The organism is Amycolatopsis sp. NPDC049868, from assembly GCF_044461365.1.
In the GTDB taxonomy this organism is placed as follows: Bacteria; Actinomycetota; Actinomycetes; order Mycobacteriales; family Pseudonocardiaceae; genus Amycolatopsis.
Window position 1 is genome coordinate 816,632 of the sequence record NZ_JBITKV010000001.1, and the last position, 20,867, is coordinate 837,498.

General features: G+C 68.3%; 21 protein-coding genes. 13 read left to right on the forward strand and 8 right to left on the reverse strand.

Annotation, left to right across the window (positions count from 1 at the left end):
* Positions 1 to 17 precede the first annotated feature (17 nt).
* Entirely contained in the window at positions 18 to 794 is a 777-nt protein-coding gene (locus tag ACIBTM_RS04020; RefSeq protein WP_037306485.1) for an isoprenyl transferase, read from the reverse strand.
* Positions 795 to 880: 86 nt separating this feature from the next.
* Here ACIBTM_RS04020 and ACIBTM_RS04025 point away from each other — a divergent pair, with 86 nt between their 5' ends.
* The 3 genes from ACIBTM_RS04025 (at position 881) to ACIBTM_RS04035 (ending at position 2,979) form a co-directional block, all read left to right on the forward strand.
* Positions 881 to 1,567 (forward strand): hemolysin III family protein, encoded by a 687-nt coding sequence (locus ACIBTM_RS04025; RefSeq protein WP_395875067.1) that lies wholly within the window; start codon positions 881 to 883, stop codon positions 1,565 to 1,567.
* Between the two features lie 177 nt (positions 1,568 to 1,744).
* Positions 1,745 to 2,194 (forward strand): pyridoxamine 5'-phosphate oxidase family protein, encoded by a 450-nt coding sequence (locus ACIBTM_RS04030; protein WP_395875068.1) that lies wholly within the window; start codon positions 1,745 to 1,747, stop codon positions 2,192 to 2,194.
* Between the two features lie 38 nt (positions 2,195 to 2,232).
* Complete coding sequence (locus ACIBTM_RS04035; protein ID WP_395875069.1) at positions 2,233 to 2,979, forward strand: potassium channel family protein; 747 nt, start codon at positions 2,233 to 2,235, stop codon at positions 2,977 to 2,979.
* Here the strand turns inward: ACIBTM_RS04035 and ACIBTM_RS04040 are convergent.
* The 3 genes from ACIBTM_RS04040 to ACIBTM_RS04050 all read right to left on the reverse strand — a co-directional run bounded on the left by ACIBTM_RS04040 (position 2,936) and on the right by ACIBTM_RS04050 (position 6,873).
* Positions 2,936 to 4,822 carry an acyl-CoA dehydrogenase gene (locus ACIBTM_RS04040; protein WP_395875070.1) on the reverse strand — a complete coding sequence of 629 codons (1,887 nt, stop codon included), beginning with the start codon at positions 4,820 to 4,822 and terminating at the stop codon, positions 2,936 to 2,938. The two genes, ACIBTM_RS04035 and ACIBTM_RS04040, sit on opposite strands and share 44 nt — an antisense overlap.
* Before the next feature lie 65 nt (positions 4,823 to 4,887).
* Positions 4,888 to 6,243 carry a glycoside hydrolase family 28 protein gene (locus tag ACIBTM_RS04045; protein ID WP_395875071.1) on the reverse strand — a complete coding sequence of 452 codons (1,356 nt, stop codon included), beginning with the start codon at positions 6,241 to 6,243 and terminating at the stop codon, positions 4,888 to 4,890.
* Between the two features lie 69 nt (positions 6,244 to 6,312).
* Positions 6,313 to 6,873, reverse strand: a complete 561-nt coding sequence (locus tag ACIBTM_RS04050; RefSeq protein ID WP_395875072.1) for a hypothetical protein — start codon at positions 6,871 to 6,873, stop codon at positions 6,313 to 6,315.
* Between the two features lie 155 nt (positions 6,874 to 7,028).
* On the opposite strand from ACIBTM_RS04050, the gene ACIBTM_RS04055 reads away from it, so the two are divergent.
* A complete protein-coding gene (locus tag ACIBTM_RS04055; RefSeq protein WP_395875073.1) occupies positions 7,029 to 7,532 on the forward strand; it encodes a hypothetical protein in 504 nt (167 codons plus the stop codon).
* On the opposite strand, the gene ACIBTM_RS04060 is transcribed toward ACIBTM_RS04055, so the two are convergent.
* Positions 7,513 to 9,531, reverse strand: a complete 2,019-nt coding sequence (locus tag ACIBTM_RS04060; protein WP_395875074.1) for a thioredoxin domain-containing protein — start codon at positions 9,529 to 9,531, stop codon at positions 7,513 to 7,515. The genes ACIBTM_RS04055 and ACIBTM_RS04060 overlap by 20 nt on opposite strands.
* Before the next feature lie 63 nt (positions 9,532 to 9,594).
* Between ACIBTM_RS04060 and ACIBTM_RS04065 the strand changes: the two genes are divergently transcribed.
* Positions 9,595 to 10,962 carry a 3' terminal RNA ribose 2'-O-methyltransferase Hen1 gene (locus ACIBTM_RS04065; protein WP_395875075.1) on the forward strand — a complete coding sequence of 456 codons (1,368 nt, stop codon included), beginning with the start codon at positions 9,595 to 9,597 and terminating at the stop codon, positions 10,960 to 10,962.
* Positions 10,959 to 13,451, forward strand: coding sequence for a polynucleotide kinase-phosphatase (locus tag ACIBTM_RS04070; protein WP_395875076.1), 2,493 nt, complete (start codon positions 10,959 to 10,961; stop codon positions 13,449 to 13,451). Before ACIBTM_RS04065 ends, ACIBTM_RS04070 begins: the two co-directional genes overlap by 4 nt.
* Positions 13,452 to 13,523: 72 nt before the next feature.
* Here ACIBTM_RS04070 and ACIBTM_RS04075 read toward each other — a convergent pair whose 3' ends face one another.
* Both ACIBTM_RS04075 and mca read right to left on the reverse strand, forming a co-directional pair.
* Positions 13,524 to 13,853, reverse strand: a complete 330-nt coding sequence (locus tag ACIBTM_RS04075; protein WP_395875077.1) for a hypothetical protein — start codon at positions 13,851 to 13,853, stop codon at positions 13,524 to 13,526.
* On the reverse strand, positions 13,854 to 14,747 hold the full coding sequence (gene mca, locus ACIBTM_RS04080) for a mycothiol conjugate amidase Mca (RefSeq protein ID WP_395875078.1): 894 nt from the start codon (positions 14,745 to 14,747) through the stop codon (positions 13,854 to 13,856).
* Between the two features lie 146 nt (positions 14,748 to 14,893).
* Here mca and ACIBTM_RS04085 point away from each other — a divergent pair, with 146 nt between their 5' ends.
* The 3 genes from ACIBTM_RS04085 to ACIBTM_RS04095 all read left to right on the forward strand — a co-directional run bounded on the left by ACIBTM_RS04085 (position 14,894) and on the right by ACIBTM_RS04095 (position 16,944).
* On the forward strand, positions 14,894 to 15,349 hold the full coding sequence (locus ACIBTM_RS04085) for a DUF4307 domain-containing protein (protein WP_395875079.1): 456 nt from the start codon (positions 14,894 to 14,896) through the stop codon (positions 15,347 to 15,349).
* Between the two features lie 199 nt (positions 15,350 to 15,548).
* Positions 15,549 to 16,049: a transcription elongation factor GreA gene (greA, locus tag ACIBTM_RS04090; RefSeq protein ID WP_016337198.1), complete on the forward strand. Its 501-nt coding sequence runs from the start codon at positions 15,549 to 15,551 to the stop codon at positions 16,047 to 16,049.
* Positions 16,050 to 16,140: 91 nt separating this feature from the next.
* Positions 16,141 to 16,944 (forward strand): MBL fold metallo-hydrolase, encoded by an 804-nt coding sequence (locus tag ACIBTM_RS04095; RefSeq protein WP_395875080.1) that lies wholly within the window; start codon positions 16,141 to 16,143, stop codon positions 16,942 to 16,944.
* On the opposite strand, the gene ACIBTM_RS04100 is transcribed toward ACIBTM_RS04095, so the two are convergent.
* Complete coding sequence (locus ACIBTM_RS04100) at positions 16,941 to 17,414, reverse strand: Lrp/AsnC family transcriptional regulator (RefSeq protein ID WP_038508367.1); 474 nt, start codon at positions 17,412 to 17,414, stop codon at positions 16,941 to 16,943. The genes ACIBTM_RS04095 and ACIBTM_RS04100 overlap by 4 nt on opposite strands.
* A 122-nt stretch (positions 17,415 to 17,536) precedes the next feature.
* Here ACIBTM_RS04100 and hppD point away from each other — a divergent pair, with 122 nt between their 5' ends.
* The 4 genes from hppD to ACIBTM_RS04120 form a co-directional block, all read left to right on the forward strand.
* On the forward strand, positions 17,537 to 18,736 hold the full coding sequence (gene hppD / locus ACIBTM_RS04105) for a 4-hydroxyphenylpyruvate dioxygenase (RefSeq protein WP_395875081.1): 1,200 nt from the start codon (positions 17,537 to 17,539) through the stop codon (positions 18,734 to 18,736).
* Positions 18,737 to 18,946: 210 nt separating this feature from the next.
* The gene (locus ACIBTM_RS04110) at positions 18,947 to 19,504 is read left to right on the forward strand and encodes a YbaB/EbfC family nucleoid-associated protein (RefSeq protein WP_395875082.1); all 558 of its coding nucleotides are present in this window, start codon (positions 18,947 to 18,949) and stop codon (positions 19,502 to 19,504) included.
* Positions 19,505 to 19,537: 33 nt separating this feature from the next.
* Positions 19,538 to 19,852, forward strand: coding sequence for a type VII secretion target (locus ACIBTM_RS04115; RefSeq protein WP_395875084.1), 315 nt, complete (start codon positions 19,538 to 19,540; stop codon positions 19,850 to 19,852).
* A partial coding sequence (locus ACIBTM_RS04120) for a WXG100 family type VII secretion target (protein WP_395875085.1) occupies positions 19,852 to 20,867 on the forward strand: 1,016 nt, incomplete at its 3' end. The genes ACIBTM_RS04115 and ACIBTM_RS04120, both read left to right, overlap by 1 nt.

Sequence of the window (20,867 nt, forward strand, 5' to 3'; positions counted from 1 at the left end):
CTTCGTCATGTCACCGGTCAGGAACCGAAGCGCCGGTGCCGCCACGCGTAATCGCGCATGGCGCGGAGAAAATCGACACGCCGGAATGCGGGCCAATAAGCTTCGGTGAACCAGAATTCCGAATGCGCCGATTGCCACAGCAGGAATCCGGAAAGCCGCTGCTCACCCGAGGTACGGATAATCAGATCCGGATCGGGCTGGCCCGAGGTGTACATGTGTTCGGAAATATGGTCGACGTCCAAAATCTTCGCGAGCTCGCGGATCGAGGTGCCCTCGTCGGCATGCTGGAGCAGGAGCTTGCGGACCGCGTCGGCGATCTCCTGACGCCCTCCGTAACCGACCGCGACGTTGACCTCCATCCCGGAGCGCCCCTCAGTGCGCTCCGCGGCCGCGCTGAGGGCCTTCGCGACCTCAGGAGGCAGCAAGTCGAGGGCTCCCACGATGCGGAGCCGCCAGGGCGTGTGCGGCGCGGCGAGTTCGTCGGTGACGTCGGTGATGATCTTCAGCAGCGGACTCAGTTCCTCGGCCGCGCGGCCGAGGTTGTCCGTCGAAAGCAGCCACATCGTGACGACCTCGACGTCGGCCTCGTTACACCAGCTCAGGAAGTCGGCGATCTTCTTGGCGCCGGCCCGGTGGCCGTCGGCGACGTCCGTGAAGCCCGCTTCACGCGCCCAGCGGCGGTTGCCGTCGAGCATGATGGCGATGTGGCGTGGATGGCGCCCCTTGGCCTGCTGGATCAGGCGCCTGCCGTAGGCGCTGTACACGACGTCTGACAAGAAGGACCGAAGACTCACGCCAGTGGAGAGTAGTCACCCCACGGGCCCCAGTGGGACGCGCCACGGACACTGGCGAAAAACCTACGGTGCCGTAACCTGAGTGAGTGAGCGTAGCGACCGAACCCCAGCCGTCCGGCCCCGCGCCCGTGGTGGACACGCGTCCTCGATTGCGTGGGCACATCCACTTCTGGTCCTTCTTCGGCGCTGTCGCCGGAGCCGCGACCCTCATCAGCCTCGCGGCGTCCACTGTGTCGGGTATCGCCGCTTTGTCCACTTCGGTCTACGGCCTGACCGTACTCGGCGTCTTCGGCGTCAGCGCTCTGTACCACCGTCGCTTGTGGAGCCCACGAGCATACGAATGGATGAAGCGCGCCGACCATTCGATGATCTTCCTGTTCATCGCCGGCACCTACACGCCGTTCACCCTTCTGGCCATGTCCCAGCCGACCGGGTACATCGTGCTCGCGATCGTCTGGGGCGGCGCGATCGGCGGCGTCACCCTGAAGATGCTGTGGCCGAACGCGCCACGCTGGCTGGGCGTGCCGATCTACATCGCACTGGGCTGGGTCGCCGTCTTCGTCCTGCCCGAACTGGCCACGCACGCCGGCGTCGCGGCACTCGTCCTGCTCTGCGTCGGCGGGCTGTTCTACACACTGGGCGCGGTGTTCTACGCGGTGAAGTGGCCGAACCACTTCCCGGACACCTTCGGGTACCACGAGTACTTCCACGCCTGCACGGTTCTCGCGGCCGTTTCGCACTATGTCGCGATCTGGCTGGCCATGTACGCCTAGCTGGGCTTTTACCGAAGTACATGAAGGCCCCCTTCCTTGCGCCTGGCGCAAGGAAGGGGGCCTTCATGTACTTCAGCGGGCTCGAACGCCGCTGACCAGGACGGACACAAGCGTGTTCCCTCTGGCACAAGAAAGTGCCTTCTTCCGCGCCCCCGCCGCACGAGCCATGATCACCACATGGCCAAGAACGCACCGCCCCGCCGCCTCGACGACGCGGCCCTCAGCGACTTCCTCGCGGAACACACCTTCGGCGCCCTCGCGACCGTCAAGCGTGACGGTCGCCCGCATCTCTCCACCGTCGTCTACACGTGGGACCCCGAGACGCGCGAGATCCGGATCAGCACGACCGAGGACCGCCTCAAGGTCAAGCAGCTCCGCAACAACCCGACCGCCTCCCTCTACGTCTCCAGCGCCGATCACTGGAGTTTCGCAGTCGTGGAAGGAAAAGCGGAACTCTCCGAAGTCACCCGGACACCCGGGGACACCGCCGGTCTCGCCTACCTGGCGGCGCAACGACAGAAGCCCGACGACGAGGCCGAGTTCCTCGAGACCATCGCGGCCGAGCGAAGGCTCTACATCACCCTCAAAGCCGACAAACTCTATGGAACCGCCCTCGACATCGCTTAACGTACGCACCTGGGAAGGGCCAGGTGAGGAGACGTCCGATGTGGGAAAAGCGGATGGAGTGGCCGCTCAACGCCACAGCCGTACTGTTCCTGGCCGCGTACGCCTGGCCGATCCTCCAGCCCTCGCTCGGGCACACCGGGCGGGTGTGGTGTGAGGTCGTCACCTGGCTCGCGTGGGCGGTCTTCGCCCTGGACTACGGCGTCCGCCTCCAGCACGCCGAGGACAAGCGCGCCTTCCTGAAGCACAACCTCTTCGACCTGCTGATCATCGTCCTCCCGCTGATCCGGCAGCTGCGGCTGCTCCGGCTGGTCATGGTGCTCAACGTCCTCAATCGCACCGCCGGCCTGTCGTTGCGCGGCCGCGTCGTGGTCTACACGGTGGGCGCGACGGCGCTCATCGTGTTCTGTTCGGCGCTCGCCGTGCTCGACGCCGAACGCAGCGCTCCGGACGCGCCGATCACCGATTTCCCGGACGCGGTGTGGTGGTCGGTCACGACGATCACCACGGTCGGCTACGGCGACCGCTATCCCGTCAGCGGCACCGGCCGGCTCGTCGCGGTCGGGCTCATGGTGGCCGGGATCGCCCTGCTCGGTGTGGTCACCGCGACGCTCGCGTCGTGGCTGATCCGCCGGGTGACCGAGGCCGACGAGAACGCGCAGGTCGTGACCCGCGAGCATCTCGACGAGCTGACCCGCGAGGTCAGGGCGTTGCGGGCCGAGCTCGCCGAGCAGCGCGCCGAGGTCAATCCCGCAACATCGGCGCCGCTAGGTACCGCTCGGGGATAGCGAAGGCGTCCACGAGGGTCCGCGCGTGCGGGCGCAGGGCGGCGCACAGCGCGTTCACCGCGGCGGTGACGGCCTTCGAGCGCCCGGAGGTCAGGCGTCCGTGTTCGAGGAACCAGCCCCGATCCGCCTCGATGTTCGCGAGCGCGTAGAGGTCGCAGACTCGCTCCAGCAGCTCACGGGCCTCGGCGTCGGCGCAGCGTTCGATGGCGTCGACGAACGCTTCCAGCACCACCCGGTCGACGTGCGCGCGGCCGGCGCGGAGCACGTGGTCCTGCGCGTCGTTGAAGACGCCGAACGGGTCCGAGCCCGCCTTACGCAGACGCTGCGCGACGCCGCCGAGCACGTGCTCTTCGCGGTCTTCGAACAGCTTCAGGTGCCATTCGCGTGAGTAGAGCACGTCGCCGTCGTCGGCTTCGGTGAGCCGCTCGACGACCTTGCGCGCGGACGTCCGTTCGATCACGGCCTCGACGAGCTGCTCCGCCACGAACCGAGCGGTCGCGAGCGGGCTGAGATCCTCGAAGTGGTCCTTGTAGCTGGTCAGCAAACCCTTCGCGACCAGTTGCAGCAGTACGGTGTTGTCACCCTCGAAGGTGGTGAAGACGTCCGTGTCGGCCTTCAGCCCGGCAAGCAGGTTCTCCGAGAGATAGCCGGAGCCGCCGCATGCCTCTCGGGCCGCCTGGATGGTCGCCGTCGCGTGCCAGGTCGAGACGGCCTTGATTCCGGCGGCGCGCGATTCCAGCTCTCGCTGCTCTTCCTCCGGCGCGTCGTCGGCGATGTCGTTCAGCTTCGAGACGAGCCCTTCCTGCGCGAAGTGCAGCGCGTACGACGTCGCCAGCGCGGGCAGCAGTTTCCGCTGGTGGGCGCGGTAGTCGAGGATGACGACCTCCTCGCCGTCCGGCCGCGCGAACTGCCGCCGCCGTTCGCCGTAGCGGATGGCCAGCGCCAGCGCGCGTTTCGTCGCGCTGCCGGCGCTGCCCGCGACGCTGACCCGGCCGCGGATCAGCGTGCCGAGCATCGTGAAGAACCGGCGGCCGTCGCTTTCGATCGGGCTCGTGTACGTCCCGTCCTCGGCGACGTCACCGAACCGGTTGAGCAACGCCTCACGCGGAATCCGCACCTGGTCGAACGTGAGCCGCCCGTTGTCGACACCGTTGAGGCCCGCCTTGCGCCCGCAGTCCTCGATCTCGACACCGCGCACGTTTTCGCCGCGGATCGGCACCAGGAACGCGTGCACCCCGCGCGACTCGCCACCGGTGATCAGCTGCGCGAACACCACCGCGAGTTCACCGTCGCGGGCGGCGTTGCCGATGTACTCCTTCATCGCGCCCCGGTCCGGCGTGTGCACGACGAACTCGCGCGTCACCGGGTCGTAGGTCGCGGTGGTGCGCAGATGCTGGACGTCCGAGCCGTGGCCGTGCTCGGTCATCGCGAAACAGCCGAGCAGCTCCAGATCCTTGATCTCGCGCAGGTAGCGCTCGTGGTGGCGTTCGGTGCCGAGCAGCTGCACCGCGCCGCCGAACAGGCCCCATTGGACACCGGCCTTCACCATCAGCGAGAGGTCGCCGAAGCCCAGCATCTCGAACGACGTCAACGCGCCGCCGACATCGCCGCCTCCGCCGTACGCCGGGTCGAAGCCGAGCCCCGGCCGATCGGTGCGGGCGAGCAGCCGGAGCCATTCGAGCACCTGGACGCGATGGGTTTCGGTATCGATGTCGACCGGATCCTCGAACACCTCCGCGGCCATCTGCGCACGCACCGCACTGCGGAGACCGGCCCACCGTCCATCGAGGACGGTGGTCAGCACGTCCGGGTCGATCTTCGCGGGAAGTCCTGGTGTGTCCACGATTCCTCCGATGCGGTGCGGTCTTCGCCAAGCCTGCCGCACCGCATCGGGAAGCGCAGGACGAATCAGACCGGTTTCCCGTTGATCGTCGTGTTCTCGAATCGCAGGTCGTCGACGTGTTTCAGGGTGTTCTCCGTGTTCGCGACGCCGTCGAAGCGGCAGTCGCTCACCCGTAGCCCCCGAACGTGTGAGTTGGGCAACCCTCGGACGTTGAACGCCGCTTGCCCGCATTTCGTGCCGGTGGAACGGCTGAGGGTGAACGGGCCGAACCGGGGGACGTACGCGCCGGTCTGTCCGTTGTAGTCCGGCAGGACGTACACGACCGAGCGGACGAACGTGCCGGAGACGCTGTCGAGGTTGACGTTTTCGGTGAACCCGCCGCGCAAGGTGTTCGACTTGACGTACAGCGCGTACTTCGTCTCGCCGGTGACGGTGAGCTTGTACGCGTAGACGTTCCGGATGCCGCCGGTCTGTTCGCTGCCGCAGGTGATCGCGCCCCAGTTCCCGTCCATCACGCAGTTCGCGACGACGATGTTCTGGCACGGCACGTCGATCCTGCGGCCGTCGGCGTCCCGGCCCGATTTGAGCGCGATGTTGTCGTCGTGCGCGCCGAGGTGGGAGTTCACGATCACGACGTGGTCGCAGGACTCCGGATCGCAGGCGTCGGTGTTGGAGTGCGCGGTGCTCGCGTCCGTGCGGACGCCGTCGATCGTGACGTTCCGGCAGAGCGTGGGATGCAGCTGCCAGAACATCGGGTTCTTCAGCGTGATCCCTTCGATGAGCACCGTGTCGCACGAGTACGGCTCGACGAACGTGGAGCGCATGGCGTGCCCGGAGCCGGGAATGATCCGCCGCTGGGGCGGGGTTCCCTTGGCCACCAGCGATTCCAGGTATTCGCGGTCCTTGCCCTTGTTCCAGGACGCCGTGCCGGCCGCGTCGAGGGTGCCCTTCCCGGTCACGGCGATGTTGGATTCCTTGTACGCGTAGATCATCGGCGACCGGTTCACGCACTCGATGCCCTCGTAGCGGGTGAGCACGTTCGGGAACTTCGAGGCGTCGGAACCGAAAGCGAGCACCGCGCCCGCCGCGAGATGCAGGTCCACGTTGCTCTTGAGGTACACCGCGCCGGTGACGAACTTGCCCTTCGGCACGACGACGTGTCCGCCGCCGCGCGCGTTGGCCGTCTCGATCGCCTTCCTGATCGCGGCGGTGTTGTCGGTCTTCCCGTCGCCCTTGGCGCCGAAGTCGAGCACCGAGAAGGTCCGGTCCGGGAAGACCGGCCGTTTCGTCCGCGCGACGATGTCTTCGGCCGCGGGCCAGGGAAGGGCCGGGGCCGCCGAGGCGGTGGGCGCGAGCAGTGGGCTCGCGGCCACCACGAGACCGCCCTTGATCAGCCAACGCCGGGAGATTCTGCCGTCCATGACGCCTTCTTTCGCAAGAGGACTTCGGTGAAGACGGCGGAATCCCGACTCTACGGGCGGACCCCGGCCTCAGGAAAGATCCGGTCCCTGTGAGCGGAGATCGTCGACCTTGGTCATCGCCTCCCGCAGCTCGGCCAGCCAGGCGTCCGCGTGTTCCCCGACCAGCCGGACCGCCCAGGCGAGCGCCTCCGACCGCGACCTGGCGACACCCGCGTCGACGAGGGTGTCGAGTACCAGCCGTTCCGGCTGCCGCAGCCTGGTCATGACCGGCGCCGAATGCGTGGTGAACAGGTGCCGTGTACCGCCGAGGCTCGCGCCCCAGGCGACCTTGCGCTGATAGCGGTGCTCGGCCTGGCGCGCGATCTCGATCCGCTCGTCGCGGGTCTCCTCACGGAACCGGCTGATCCGGCCGTCCTCGGCCGCCGCGCGGGCGGCGTCGTCGGTGTACTCGCCGGTGAGCGGCTGGAGTCCGCCGACGATGACGATCTCTTCGCGATCCACCGTGACCTCGGGGTCACCGGTGAACCAGCCGTCGGGCAGCCTGCCGCCGAACCACGCGGCCGCGTCGTCCGCCGCCGGGATGTCCGCCTGCTGCCAGCCGCCCCGGCTCCTCCAGCTTCCGCGTCCCATCTGACCCGCCTCCTCGATTACATGATTACAACGCTACCGACGCTACGCCCGCAACAGCTGATATTCACGCGTGTTCTCCCCCGGCGAACCCCAGGGCAACCTGATGACCTGCGCGGACGTGTAACCACCAGCAGTCGGCGAGGAAGGGGAACCTCATGCTCAAGAAGGCCATGATCGGTGCTCTCGTGCTCGGAGCCGCCCAGCTGGCGGTGATCGCTCCGGCCACGGCGGAAGCCAGGGACGTGTCCTGGTTCTTGGCTCCGACCGAAGTCGAACCCGGCGGGCAGATCTACGCCGAGACGAAGGCCGCGATGGGCGGTTGCGGACCGGCGACCCCGGTGACCTCGCCGGGGTTCGCGGCACCGCTTCAGTGGACGATCGGCGGCAACTGGGGGAAGGCCGCCGGCTACGGCAAGGTCGGCAAGACACCGGGCAAGTACACGGCGACGTTCACCTGCTCGGACGGCACGAAGACCTCCCGCGCTTTCACCATCATCGGAACGCCGCCCACCACGAAGCCACCGACGTCCACGAAGCCGCCGAAACCCACCAAGACCACGACGGTCAAACCGAAGCCGAAGCCACAGGTCGCGGTGAAACCGGTCGGCGCCCCGCAGACCGGTGGCGGCGCTTTCGCCCCTATGGCGTGGGACTGGTGAGCTGAGACCGCAGCTCCTCCACGGTGGTGGCCGGGCGCTCGCACACGTACCCGCGGCACACGTACGCGGCGGCGGCGCCGTCGACCAGCGGGCGATCGGCCAGCAACGGCACGCCGACGGCGTCCGGGGTCCCGCTCACGACGACGGCGCCGTCGGGCAACGACGCGACCGCCGCGGCCAGCAGATCCGCGCGTGAAGCGGTATCCGGCCCGACGACGGCGACCTGCACCGGGCCGGCCGCGGCGGCTTCGGCGACGGTGAGCCAGTGCCCGGCGAACCGCGGCGCGTGGGCGGCGAGCCGTCCCGCGCGGGCGAGCGCCTGCTCGGCCGCCTCACGGTAGCGGCCCACCCGGTCGTGCCCGGCCAGCACGGACGCGGTCAGCAGGGCGTTCGCCAAGGCCGACGCCCCCGACGGGCTCGCGTTGTCGGTCGGGTCGGAAGGCCGCTGCACCAGGACTTCCGCGTCGTCGGCCGTGTCGTAGTAGGCACCCGCCGCGTCCGGGACGCCGAAATGGGCCAAGGCCAGGTCCAGCAAGGTGACGGCGTCGGCGAGCCATCGTGGTTCCCCGGTCGCCTGGTGGAGTTCGAGCAGTCCCTCGGCGAGGCACGCGTAGTCCTCCAGCACCCCGGCCGTCGTGCCGACGACGCCGTCGCGGGAGGTCCGGCGCAGGCGTCCGTCCACGAAATGGGTGTCCATCAGGAAAGCCGCCGCGCGAGCCGCCGCTTCGATCCACTGTGGACGATCGAGCCGCGAGCCCGCTTTGGCGAGCGCGCCGATCGCGAGCCCGTTCCACGCGGCGATCACCTTGTCGTCGCGGGCGGGCTGGGGGCGTTCGTCGCGCGCGGCCAGCAGCGCACGACGGACTCGCTCATAACGCGTTTCGTCCTCTGGATGCGGTTCACGCAGTCGCAGTGTCGAAGCGCCGTGCTCGAAATTGCCCCGCTCGGTCACCTGGAACAGCTCGGCCGCCCAAGCACCGTCCTCCTCGCCGAGCACTTCGGCCAGTTGCGCGGGCGTCCAGACATAGGTGAGCCCTTCGACGCCATCGGTGTCCGCGTCGAGTGAGGCGGCGAAACCGCCTTCGGCCGTCCCGAGGTCGCGCAGCAGGAACTCCGCGGTCTCTTCGACCGCCCGCCGCGCGTACCCGTGCCCGGTCACGCCGTGGAACTGCGCATAGAACCGCAGGAGCAAACCGTTGTCGTACAACATCTTCTCGAAGTGCGGCACTTCCCAGCGCGCGTCGACCGAGTAGCGCGCGAACCCGCCCGCGAGCTGGTCGTTCAGTCCGCCCAGCGCCATGGCCTCGGCGGTGTGCTCGACCATGGCGAGGTCGGCGCCGGTGCGCTCGTGGTGGCGGAGCAGGAAGTTCAACGCCATCGTCGGCGGGAACTTCGGCGCTCCCCCGAATCCGCCGTTCCCGGTGTCGAACTCCTTGCGCAACGTGGTGACCGCGGCGTCCAGCGCGGCACCGTCCACAACGGACTCGGGCAGCGGACCGCTCTTCTCCGTGAGATGGGCGATGATCTGCCGGGCGCCGGAACGCAGCTCGTCCGGGCGCTCACCCCAGGCCTCGGCGACCGCGACGAGCAGCTGCGAGAACGACGGCATCCCCGGGCGCGGCGACGGCGGATAGTAAGTGCCGCAATGGAACGGCTCGCCGTCCGGGGTCAGGAAACACGTCATCGGCCAGCCACCCTGACCGGTCATCGCCTGCGTGGCCGCCATGTACACCGAGTCGATGTCCGGGCGCTCCTCACGGTCCACCTTGATGTTGACGAAGTTCGCGTTCATCAGCGTCGCGGTGGCTTCGTCCTCGAAGGACTCGTGCGCCATGACGTGGCACCAGTGACAAGCGGCGTAGCCGACCGAAAGCAGGATCGGCACGTTCCGCCGTTTCGCCTCGGCCAGCGCTTCTTCACCCCAAGGCCACCAGTCCACCGGGTTGCCGGCGTGCTGCAGCAGGTACGGACTGGTCGCGGCCTTCAGGCGATTCGACATGTCACCAGGGTCGCATGCGGAAAAGCGGGCGCGCGGAACGGCCGCCTGCGCGACACTCGTCCGGTGCTCCTGACCATGACGACCACCCGGAACCCGGCCACCGACCTCGGCTTTCTCCTGCACAAGCATCCGGAGAAGGCGCAATCGCTCACGCTCTCGGCCGGGACGGCGCACGTCTTCTACCCCGAGGCGGCCGACGAGCGCTGCACGGTTTCCCTGCTGGTCGAGATCGACCCCGTCGACCTCGTGCGCGGTGGCGGCACGTCGCTGACCCAGTACGTCAACGACCGGCCGTACGCGGGCGGCTCGTATCTGGCGGTGGCGCTGCGGGCCGCCTTCACCACGGCGCTGGCCGGCCGATGCGCGAACCGGCCGGAGCTCGTCGACGAGCGCTTCCCGCTGGAGATCCGGGTCCCGTCGCTGACCGCGCGCGGCGGCGCCGAGGTGGTCCACAAGCTGTTCGAACCGCTCGGTTGGCAGGTCGAAGCGAAGACCATCCCGCTCGACCCGGAGTTCCCTCAGTGGGGCGATTCCCGCTACGTCGATCTCCGGCTGACCGGCACCCAGCGTGTGGTCGACGCCTTGCGGCACCTGTACGTCCTGCTGCCCGCCCTCGACGGCGACAAGCACTACTGGATCGGCCAGGACGAAGCCGACAAGCTGCTGCGCGTCGGCGAAGGCTGGCTCGCCGGGCATCCGGAACGCGACCTCATCACCAACCGGTACCTCGAACGACGCCGCCCGATCGTCTCGTACGCGCTCGACCGGCTCGCCGAAGCGGACGACGTGCCCGCCGAGGCCGAGGCCCGGGTCACCGAGCTGCCGGACCTGCCCGAACCGCTGGCCGTCCAGCGTCAGGGCAGTGTGCTCGCGGCGCTCCGGGCGACGGGCGCGCGGCGCGTGCTCGACCTCGGCTGCGGTGGTGGCGCGCTGCTGCGCGTGCTGCAGAAGGAGCCGTCGTTCACGGAAATCGTCGGTGTCGACGTGTCCGCGAGCGCGCTCGACATCGCCGAAAAGCGGCTGAAGGACAAGTCACGGATCACTCTGAAGCAGTCGGCGCTGACCTACGCGGATCCGTCGCTGGCCGGGTACGACGCGGCCGTGCTGATGGAGGTGATCGAGCACGTCGACGAGGAGCGCCTGCCCGCGCTGGAACACGCCGTGTTCGGGGTCGCCGCGCCGCGGACGGTGCTCGTCACGACGCCGAACGCCGAGTACAACCGGCACTTCGAATTCCTCGAAGAAGGCCGCTTCAGGCACGCCGACCACCGTTTCGAATGGACACGCGAACAGTTCCGCACGTGGGCCGAGGGTGTCGCTTCCCGGCGCGGCTACGACGTCCGGCACCTGCCGGTGGGACAGGAGTCCCAGGAATCAGGACCGCCGACCCAAATGGCGGTCTTCACGTCTCGAAAGGAGGCCGTGGCATGAAGTTGACCATTCCCGACATGTCCCTCGTCGTGCTCGTCGGCGCCTCCGGCTCCGGCAAGTCGACCTTCGCGCGGACGCATTTCGCACCCACACAGGTACTGTCCAGCGACTACTTCCGCGGCCTGGTGGCCGACGACGAGAACGACCAGAGCGCGTCGGCCGCCGCTTTCGACGTGCTCCACTACGTCGCGGCGAAGCGGCTCGAAGCGGGCAGGGTGACCGTCATCGACGCGACCAACGTCCAGCGCGCGTCCAGGGCGAGCCTGCTGAAGCTGGCGAAGGAGTACGACGTCCTGCCGACGGCGATCGTGCTGGATCTGCCCGTGAAGGTCTGTCAGGAACGCAACGCGGCCCGGCCGGACCGCGACTTCGGCGAGCACGTCGTCCGGCGTCAGCGCGGTGAACTGCACCGCTCGCTGAAGTCGTTGGAGCGCGAGGGTTTTCGCCGTGTGCACGTGTTGCGGAGCGAGGCCGAGATCGCCGAAGCGGAGATCGTCGTCGAGCCCCTGCGCAACGACCGCCGCGAGCTGACCGGGCCGTTCGACGTGATCGGCGACGTCCACGGTTGCCGTGAGGAACTGGACGAACTGCTCACCGAACTGGGGTACGTCGACGGCGTGCACCCGGCGGGGCGGACCGCCGTGTTCGTCGGCGACCTCGTCGACCGCGGACCCGACACGCCGGGCGTGCTGCGGCGGGTGATGGCGATGGCCGAGGCGGGCAGCGCGCTGGTCGTCTGCGGGAACCACGAACAGAAACTGGTCCGCGCGCTGAACGGGCGCAACGTCAAGACCACGCACGGCCTGGCGGAGTCGCTGGAGCAGCTTTCCGCGCAGGACGAGGAGTTCCGCGCGAAGGCGCACGCCTTCTGCGAAGGACTCATCGCGCACTACGTCCTCGACGGCGGAAACCTCGTCGTCGCGCACGCGGGCCTGCCCGAGAAGTTCCACGGGCGCGCGTCCGGCCGGGTGCGGAGCACCGCGCTCTACGGCGACACCACCGGCGAGACCGACGAGTACGGCCTGCCGGTCCGGTTGCCGTGGGCGCGCGACTACCGAGGGCAGGCGATGGTCCTTTATGGACACACGCCGACGCTGGAACCGGAGTGGATCAACGGGACCATGTGTCTCGACACGGGCTGTGTCTTCGGTGGCAAGCTGACCGCTTTGCGTTACCCGGAGCGGGAAGTCGTCTCCGTGAAGGCGAAGAAGGTCTGGTACGAGCCGTCACGTCCGCTCGAACCGGCGCGGCCGCTGGGCGGACGCGAGCCCGCGGTGCTCGAACTGGGCGACGTCACCGGGAAACGGATCATCGAGACCCGGCACCACGGCCGGGTCGGGGTCTCCGCCGAGCAGTCGGCGGCGGCACTCGAAGTGATGAGCCGCTTCGCCGTCGACCCGCGCTGGCTGCCGTACCTGCCGCCGACCATGGCGCCGTGTTCGACGTCCGCCACGGACGGCTACCTGGAACATCCCGAGGAGGCGTTCGCCGAGTTCCGCGCGGCGGGCGTCGATCATGTCCTGTGCGAGGAGAAGCACATGGGTTCGCGGGCCGTCGTGCTCGTGTGCCGTGACGACGACGTGGCTCCCGCGCGGTTCGGGATCCAGGGGCCCGGCGCGGTCTACACCCGCACCGGGCGGCCGTTCTTCACCCCGGACCAGAACGCTCGGCTGCTCACCGGTGTGCGGGAAGCGGCGACGGAACTGTTCGAGGAACTGGACACCGGCTGGCTGCTGCTCGACACGGAACTGCTGCCGTGGAGCGCGAAAGCGGGTTCGCTGATTTCCGGCCAGTACGCGGCCGTGGGCGCGGCGGCGCAGTCCGTGCTGCCCGCCGCCGTCGCCTCGCTGGACGCGGCCTCGGCTCGCGGGATCGACGTGTCGGAACTCTTGGCGCGCACCAGGACTCGCGAGTCCACTGTGGACGCGTACCGGCAGGCGTACCGGCGGTACTGCTGGCCGACCGACGGTCTCGACGGCGTCCGGCTGGCGCCGTTCCAGATCCTGGCGTCGGAGGGACACACGTACCACGACCGGCCGCACGACTGGCACCTCTCGCGGCTGGACCGGCTGACCGGCGACCTGTTCACGCGCACGCGGACACTGGCCGTCGACACCACCGACCCGGCGTCGGTGGCACGCGGCGTCGAATGGTGGCTGGAGCTGACCGGCGCGGGCGGCGAGGGCATGGTCGTCAAACCGGCGGCGAACCTGACGCGCGGCGCGCGCGGGCCGGTGCAGCCGGGCGTGAAGGTGCGCGGGCGGGAGTACCTGCGGATCATCTACGGGCCGGACTACACGCTGCCGGAGAACCTCTCGCGCCTGCGCAAGCGGGGTCTCAACCGGAAGCGGGCGCTGGCGTCGCGCGAGTACGCGCTGGGGCTCGAGGCGCTGGAGCGGCTGGCGCGCGGCGAACCGCTGTGGCGGGTGCACGAGTGCGTGTTCGCGGTGCTGGCGCTGGAGTCGGATCCGGTCGACCCGCGCCTCTGACTCGCTTCCCGGATGCCATGAACGGTCCGTTCCTTGCAAAATTTGCAAGGAACGGACCGTTCATAGCAGCGCTCAGTCGGACTTGGCGGTCGGTTTCTCGACCTTCGCCGCAGGCTCCTCCGCGTCGGCCTTCGGAGCCTCAGGGGCCTCCGAGGCGGCAGGAGCATCCGTGGAGGCAGGCTCGTCGAAGCTCTCCGGCAGCCGCTTCAGGTGCTTGGTCATCGACCGCACCAGCAGCGCGACGGCGATCAGGAACAGGATCAGGATCAGGAAACCCACCGGCGACGACTTGCCGAAGTCCTCACCTTGGCCGCCGTTGTCGCCGTTGCCGGGCTGCTGCGCCAGGAACTGCGACGACACCGTCACCGGAACGACGGCGAACGCCGGCACCACGAAACTCATCTAGCCCTCCTTCAAGCCGGCGAACAGATCGTCCTCCGGCAGGGTGCTGTCCACCAGTGAGCGGACCAGCTCGTACTCCTCAGTCGGCCAGACCTCGCGCTGCAGGTCGCGCGGGACGGCGAACCAGCGGCTGTTCGGGTCGATCTGGGTGGCGTGCGCCTTGAGCGCTTCGTCACGCTGCTCGAAGTACTCGCCGCATTCGACGCGGGTGGTCACCCGCTCCATGACGTCGGCCTTGTCCGGGTCCCACGACTTGAGCCACTCCTCGTACGGCGACTCCAGGCCGCGCGCGAGCAGGCCCTCGTGGAACACGGTCATCCTGGCGCGCGAGAACCCGTGCACGTAGTACAGCTTCATCGGCTGCCACGGCTCGCCCGCCTCCGGGTACCGCTCCGCCTCGCCCGCGGCGTCGAAGGCCGCGACCGAGATCTCGTGCGTGCGGATGTGGTCGGGGTGCGGGTACCCGCCGTTCTCGTCGTAGGTGACGATCACGTGCGGACGGAACTCGCGGATGACCTTCACCAGGGCACCGGTGGACTCTTCGAGCGGGATGACCGCGAACGAGCCCTCGGGGACCGGGGGAAGCGGGTCACCCTCGGGCAAGCCTGAGTCGATGAACCCGAGCCAGGTGTGACTCACGCCGAGGATCTTCGCCGCGCGGGCCATCTCCTCCCGGCGGATCTCGGTCATGTTGGTCAGTACTTCGGGACGGTCCATGGCCGGGTTCAGCACACTGCCCGCTTCGCCGCCGGTACAGGTCACGACCATGACCTCGTGCCCTTCGGCGGCGTACTTGGCCATGGTGGCGGCACCCTTGCTCGACTCGTCGTCGGGGTGCGCGTGCACCGCCATCAGGCGGAGGCGTGACTTCGGCGGTTCATTGGCTGACACCATGCTCCGAACGTCCCCTTCTCGTTCCCTATTCCCCTCCAGACCCTGCCTGACGGCCCGCCCGGTCGGGCGCGGATACTCGAAGGGAACCACTCGCATACGACCCCATTGTCCCTGCGAGCACGACGACACCAACCGGGAGGCCCGGGTTGAGCACGGGACAGGACGCTCCCACCGCGGAAAGCACCCGGACGGACGTGCCCGAAGGCCGGTACGGCAAGACCCGTGCCACGAAGCCCGCCCGCTGGCGGCGGCTGGTGTTCGGCGTGATCGCGCTGCTGGTCAGCGGCGGGATCGCCTATGTCGCGTACACGAACTTCGGCAGCGCGCCCATCGAGGGCGAACGCGTCTCGTTCGTCGAGAAGCCGGGCGACGCGATGGAGATCACCATCAACGTGACCAGGGACGATGTGAACCGTCCCGGCGTGTGCGTCGTCCGGGTCCGTGACAAGGCCGGCGCGGAAAGCGGCCGTAAAGAGGTCCTCATTCGGCCTGGTTCGAAGAACAGCCGGGTGACGACCACCATCAAGAGCATCGGAAAGCCGGTCACGGCTGATATCTTCGGATGCTCATACGACGTACCACGGTACCTGTCAAGGCCATAGCGGCCAACGGGGTGAAACAGGCGCCCAACGCCGAGGCGCGACCGAATTCCACCGGCGGCGATACCTCGCGCCGTGTTACTCTGATCTACCGGCACGGCCCAAGACGGGCCGTGTTTTTCCTTTATCTCAGCCAGGCCGGCGCGCCATGCCGGCCCGGTGGCCGGCTTGTACACCCAAGCCTGGCAGGCCCTACTAGGAGATGGTGACCGTGAGCGACACAAAGGTGACCTGGCTGACCCAGGATGCCTACGACAGGCTCAAGCAGGAACTCGACCACTACATCGAGCTCCGCCCGGTCATCGCTGCGAAGATCAACGACAGCCGGGAAGAGGGCGACCTCAAGGAGAACGGCGGTTACCACGCCGCCCGTGAGGAGCAGGGCCAGCACGAGGCCCGCATCCGCCACCTCCAGGAGCTCCTCCGCTCGGCCAAGGTGGGCGAGCCGCCCGCCAATGACGGCAGCGCCGGACCGGGCAAGGTCCTCACCGTGCGTTACGACGGCGACGACGAGGACGAGAACTTCCTCTTGGCGACCCGTGAAGAGGGCACCGAGGGCGACCTGGACGTCTACTCGCCGGAGTCCCCCCTCGGCAAGGCGCTGCTCGGCGCCAAAGAGGGCGAGACCCGTGAGTACGAGCTGCCCAACGGCAGCATCCAGAAGGTGACGCTCGTCAAGGCCGTGCCGTACACCGGCAAGTGAGCCGCAGGTCTCTCGAAGCGTGTCCGGCCCGATATGGCCGGGCGCGCATATGAGCCGTTAGCGTGACCTCCGGAGAATTCTGGAGGGAACGATGAGCGAACTACCCATCTGCGTCGCCTGCGGCATGCAGTACGCGGAGCCCCGGTCCGACTGCCCGATCTGCGAGGACGAACGTCAGTACATCCCGCAGGCCGGACAGCGGTGGACCGATCTGAACACCGTCCGCGCGAGCGGCACGTATCAAGCACGTATCGAGGAGCAGGGGCCCGGCCTCATCGGGGTCGGGTCCACTCCCAACTTCGCCATCGGCGAGCGCGCACTGCTGGTCAAGGCCGAATCCGGCAACTTCCTGTGGGACTGCGCGGGCTTCATCGACGACGACCTCGTCGCCAAGGTCCGCGAACTCGGCGGGATCACCGGCATCGCGATCAGCCACCCGCACTACTACACCACCATGGTCGAGTGGGCCCACGCCTTCGACGTGCCGGTCTACCTGCACGAGGGCGACCGGCAGTGGATCGGCAGGCCGGATCCGGCGATCAAGCTGTGGAGCGGGACGACCCTCGACGTCGCCCCCGACCTGCGGCTGATCAACCTCGGCGTGCATTTCGCCGGCGGCACCGTGCTGCACTGGCCGGGCGGGGAGAACGGCCGCGGCGCGGTGCTCTCGGGCGACATCCTGCAGGTCATCCCGGACCGCCGCTTCGTCGGCATGATGTACAGCTACCCGAACCTGATCCCGGAGCGTCCCGAGGTCGTCCGCCGCGCGGCCGAACTGCTCGAACCGTATGAGTTCGAGGCGATCTACGGCGCCTGGTGGGACGCGATCATCCGCACGGACGGGCACGAGGCGGTCCAGCGGTCGGCGAAGCGGTACCTGAGCCAGGTGGGCTAGCTCCTCGCCAGCCGTTCCAGCAGCGGCCGTACGCGCGGCGGAACCGGCGTCGACAACGCGATCGACGTCGACGTCCGCCGCACGTACGGCGCGCCGACCACCTCGTCCACCACCCGCTGCAGGTCGTCGTTGTTGCGCGCCACCATCCGCACGAAGAGGTCGCCCTGCCCGGTCGTCGCGTGGACTTCGCAGACCTCGTCGATGGCGGACAGCGCCTCCGCGACCTCGGCCCGGCGGCCCTGCGCGATCTCCAGTACGGCGAACGCGGTGAGGCCGTATCCCATCGCCGCGAGATCGAGTTCGGGCGGGAACCCGCCGAGGATCCCGCGTTCGGTCAACCGGTCCAGCCTCGCCTGCACGGTGCCCCGCGCGACGCCGAGACGGCGGGCGCATTCGAGCACGCCGAGACGGGGCGAGTCGGTGAGCAACAGCAACAGCCGCGCGTCCAGTGCGTCGAGGGCTTCCGACATCGGGCCTACCTCCTGAACAGGTTGTCCGCTTTGACCGCGCATACCACTCTTCCACTGGTCATAGTGCACAGTGAAATCTTTGACCGTTGCACATTTTGTCATGCACTCCGATGCTTCATGGCATGACGCACACAGTGGAACCCCAGGGTGCTCTTGACGACGTGAGCTACGACCAGCTGCGTCAGCTCGTCGGCCTCGTCGATCACGACTCTTCGACCGACCCCTTCCCGGTCAAGTCGATGGACGCGGTGGTGTTCATCGCGGGCAACGCCACGCAGACCGCGTGGTTCTACCAGGTCGCGTTCGGAATGCGGCTCGTCGCGTACTCCGGCCCCGAAACCGGGAACTTCGAGCGCAAGTCGTTCGTGCTGAAGTCGGGCTCGGCCCGCTTCGTCATCACCGGCGGCGTCAAACCCGACTCCCCGCTCCTCGACCACCACCGCCGCCACGGCGACGGCGTCATCGACCTCGCGCTCGAGGTCGCCGACGTCGACCGGTGCATCGAGCACGCCCGCTCGCAGGGCGCCACCGTCCTCGAGGAGCCGCACGACATCTCCGACGAGCACGGCACCGTGCGCGTCGCCGCGATCGCGACCTACGGCGAGACCCGCCACACGCTGATCGACCGGTCCAAGTACACCGGCGTCTACCTGCCCGGCTACCAGCCGCGCGAAAGCAGTGTCGTCCGTCCGGAAGGCGCGCCGAAGCGGCTGTTCCAGGCCGTCGACCACTGCGTCGGCAACGTCGAGCTCGGCAAGATGGACTACTGGGTCGACTGGTACCACCGCGTCATGGGCTTCGTGAACATGGCGGAGTTCGTCGGCGACGACATCGCGACCGAGTACTCGGCGCTGATGAGCAAGGTGGTCTCCAACGGCAACCACCGCGTCAAGTTCCCGCTCAACGAGCCGGCGATCGCGAAGAAGAAGTCGCAGATCGACGAGTACCTCGAGTTCTACGGCGGCGCGGGCTGTCAGCACATCGCGCTGGCCACCAACGACATCGTCGCGACGGTGAAGGCGATGCGCGCGGCGGGCGTCGAGTTCCTCGACACCCCGGACTCGTACTACGACGACCCGGAGCTGCGCGCGCGGATCGGCGAGGTGCGGGTGCCGATCGAGAAGCTCAAGGAGCACCGCATCCTGGTCGACCGCGACGAGGACGGCTACCTGCTGCAGATCTTCACCAAGCCGATCGGCGACCGCCCGACGGTGTTCTACGAGCTCATCGAGCGGCACGGTTCGCTCGGTTTCGGCAAGGGCAACTTCAAGGCCCTGTTCGAAGCCATCGAGCGCGAGCAGGAGCGTCGCGGCAACCTCTGACCCCGGCAGTTCGCAGGGCGTGAAAGGGCTCTTCATCGCACTTCGTGTGGTGAGGGGCCCTTTCGCTGCGTGACGAGGCCGACTTTGTCGTCCCGGGGTGGTACACCGGACGAGCACTAGGCTGTTCGACGAAATACGCGAACACCGGAACCGGTGGCGTCTTCGGACCGTCAATGTGAAGACGTCAGCACGCAGCTTGGAAGGGTCCCGATGCCGGACAACGTCGACGCCAGCGAACGAATGGTGGACAACTGGACGAAGCAGATCCAGGAGACCGCCGCGCGCTATCAGGCGATGGCCGCCCGCATGCAGGGCCAGACGGTGACCGAGCGGTCGAAGGACAACACCATCGAGGTCACGATCGACTCGAAGGGCCTCCTCAAGAACCTCGTCATCTCCGAAGCCGCGAGCGGCAAACGGATGGCGGAGGTCTCGTCGCAGGTCATGCGCCTCGTCCAGCTCGCGCAGTCGCGGATCCCGGAACTGCTGCAGGCGGCGATGGCCGAGACCGTCGGCACGGCCGACGAGACGGCGAACAGGGTGATCACGGAAGCGCAGAGCACCTTCCCGGAGGCTCCGCCGGAGGAGAACCTCGCGCCGCCGGAGCCCGAGCGGCACCACCGCTTCGGCCCGGAGGAGGACGAGCCCTCGCCGCCGCCCGCGCAGGCGAACCCGCCTCAGAATCCACCTCAACCGAAGCCGATCCCGCGCCGCCGCCGCACGCAGGACGACGATGACGACGATTTCGGCGGCAGCATCCTTTCGTAGACGTTCCATCCGGCCTGGTAGAGGGGAGAAACCATGGCAGGCAAGGGTTTTGAGCTCGGCGCCGACCTCGACGCGCACGCCAAGCAGATCGACGGCATCGCCGATGGCCTGCGCACGGCGGTCGACGCCGCGCAGCAGGTGAGCATGCCGACCGACGCGTACGGCATCATCTGCCAGCCGTTCCGGATGATGCTCGACCCGGTCGAGGAGTTCGGCATCAACGCGCTGAACAAGGCCGTCGAGGCCGCGACGGCGGTGGCGAACAACGTGCGGTCCGCGTCGAACGCCTACCAGACGCAGGACGAGAACTTCGCCGCCGAGTTCAAGAACGTGCAGGTGCCTGACTGATGCCCGAGGGAAACCCGCTCGTCGCGAAGGCGCCGACGGATGGCGACGGCCCGGGGCCGCTGACGGCCGGGAACAGCGAGTACGGCTACGCGGCGGGCATCGGTGTCGCCGAGTCGGCCATGGACGCCTTCAACGGCATCTCGAACGGCGACTGGATCGGCGGCGGGCTCGGCGTGCTGAGTCTCGCGGGCGAGCTCGCCAGCGCCGCGATCGACCCGTTCGGCTACCTGATGTCGTCGGTGGCCTCGTTCCTGATGGAACACATGCAGCCGCTGAAGGACATGCTGGACGCCGTCGCCGGCGATCCGCCGGTCATCCAGTCGTACTCCGAAACCTGGGGCAACGTCGCCAAGAAACTGGAAGACACCCAGGTCGAATTCTCGAACGCGGTCAAGAACGGCACGACCGGCTGGACGGGCGAGGCGGCCGACCAATACCGCAAGCAGGCCGCGGAACAGGCCGAAGCGATCAGCGGCGCGGCGACGGTCGCGGGCGCGATCAGCACCGTCGTGATGATCTTCGGCGAGATCGTCGCGTTCGTCCGCGAATTCATCCGCCAGCTGATCGCGGACGCGGTCGGCAAGCTCATCGCGTGGGTCATGGAGACGGTGTTCTCCCTCGGCTTCGGCACGCCCGTGGTGGTCGCGCAGGCCGTCACCGCGATCGCCAAGTGGGCCGCGAAGATCGCCGACAAGCTCAAAGAGCTGTGCGACGCGATGCGGCGGGTCTCCCCCCTGCTCGGCAAACTGGCCGACGTCTTCGAGAAGATCATCAAGATCTTCGGCAAGATCGCGGGCAAGGTCACCGGCCTGGACGTGATCAACACCAAGAACATCAAGACGGGCGGGTTCATCCAGCGCGGCGGCAGCGGCGGTGGATCCGGCGGGTCCGGCGGCGGCTCTGGTTCAGGCTCCGGGGACGGTCCGGACGGTTCCGGCAGCGGCGACGGGTCCGGCAGCGGCTCCAACGGCGACAACTCCGGGGGCAACTCGGGCGACACCAACAGCGGCCCCAC

Bases quoted from the DNA above. Each gene is read 5' to 3' on its own strand.
- ACIBTM_RS04030 (WP_395875068.1), top strand. From the start codon at position 1,745: ATGGCCAAGAACGCACCGCCCCGCCGCCTCGACGACGCGGCCCTCAGC.
- ACIBTM_RS04035 (WP_395875069.1), top strand. From the start codon at position 2,233: ATGTGGGAAAAGCGGATGGAGTGGCCGCTCAACGCCACAGCCGTACTG.
- ACIBTM_RS04045 (WP_395875071.1), bottom strand. From the start codon at position 6,243: ATGGACGGCAGAATCTCCCGGCGTTGGCTGATCAAGGGCGGTCTCGTG.
- ACIBTM_RS04050 (WP_395875072.1), bottom strand. From the start codon at position 6,873: ATGGGACGCGGAAGCTGGAGGAGCCGGGGCGGCTGGCAGCAGGCGGAC.
- ACIBTM_RS04055 (WP_395875073.1), top strand. From the start codon at position 7,029: ATGCTCAAGAAGGCCATGATCGGTGCTCTCGTGCTCGGAGCCGCCCAG.
- ACIBTM_RS04060 (WP_395875074.1), bottom strand. From the start codon at position 9,531: ATGTCGAATCGCCTGAAGGCCGCGACCAGTCCGTACCTGCTGCAGCAC.
- ACIBTM_RS04070 (WP_395875076.1), top strand. From the start codon at position 10,959: ATGAAGTTGACCATTCCCGACATGTCCCTCGTCGTGCTCGTCGGCGCC.
- ACIBTM_RS04075 (WP_395875077.1), bottom strand. From the start codon at position 13,853: ATGAGTTTCGTGGTGCCGGCGTTCGCCGTCGTTCCGGTGACGGTGTCG.
- mca (WP_395875078.1), bottom strand. From the start codon at position 14,747: ATGGTGTCAGCCAATGAACCGCCGAAGTCACGCCTCCGCCTGATGGCG.
- greA (WP_016337198.1), top strand. From the start codon at position 15,549: ATGGTGACCGTGAGCGACACAAAGGTGACCTGGCTGACCCAGGATGCC.
- ACIBTM_RS04095 (WP_395875080.1), top strand. From the start codon at position 16,141: ATGAGCGAACTACCCATCTGCGTCGCCTGCGGCATGCAGTACGCGGAG.
- ACIBTM_RS04100 (WP_038508367.1), bottom strand. From the start codon at position 17,414: ATGTCGGAAGCCCTCGACGCACTGGACGCGCGGCTGTTGCTGTTGCTC.
- hppD (WP_395875081.1), top strand. From the start codon at position 17,537: ATGACGCACACAGTGGAACCCCAGGGTGCTCTTGACGACGTGAGCTAC.
- ACIBTM_RS04110 (WP_395875082.1), top strand. From the start codon at position 18,947: ATGCCGGACAACGTCGACGCCAGCGAACGAATGGTGGACAACTGGACG.
- ACIBTM_RS04115 (WP_395875084.1), top strand. From the start codon at position 19,538: ATGGCAGGCAAGGGTTTTGAGCTCGGCGCCGACCTCGACGCGCACGCC.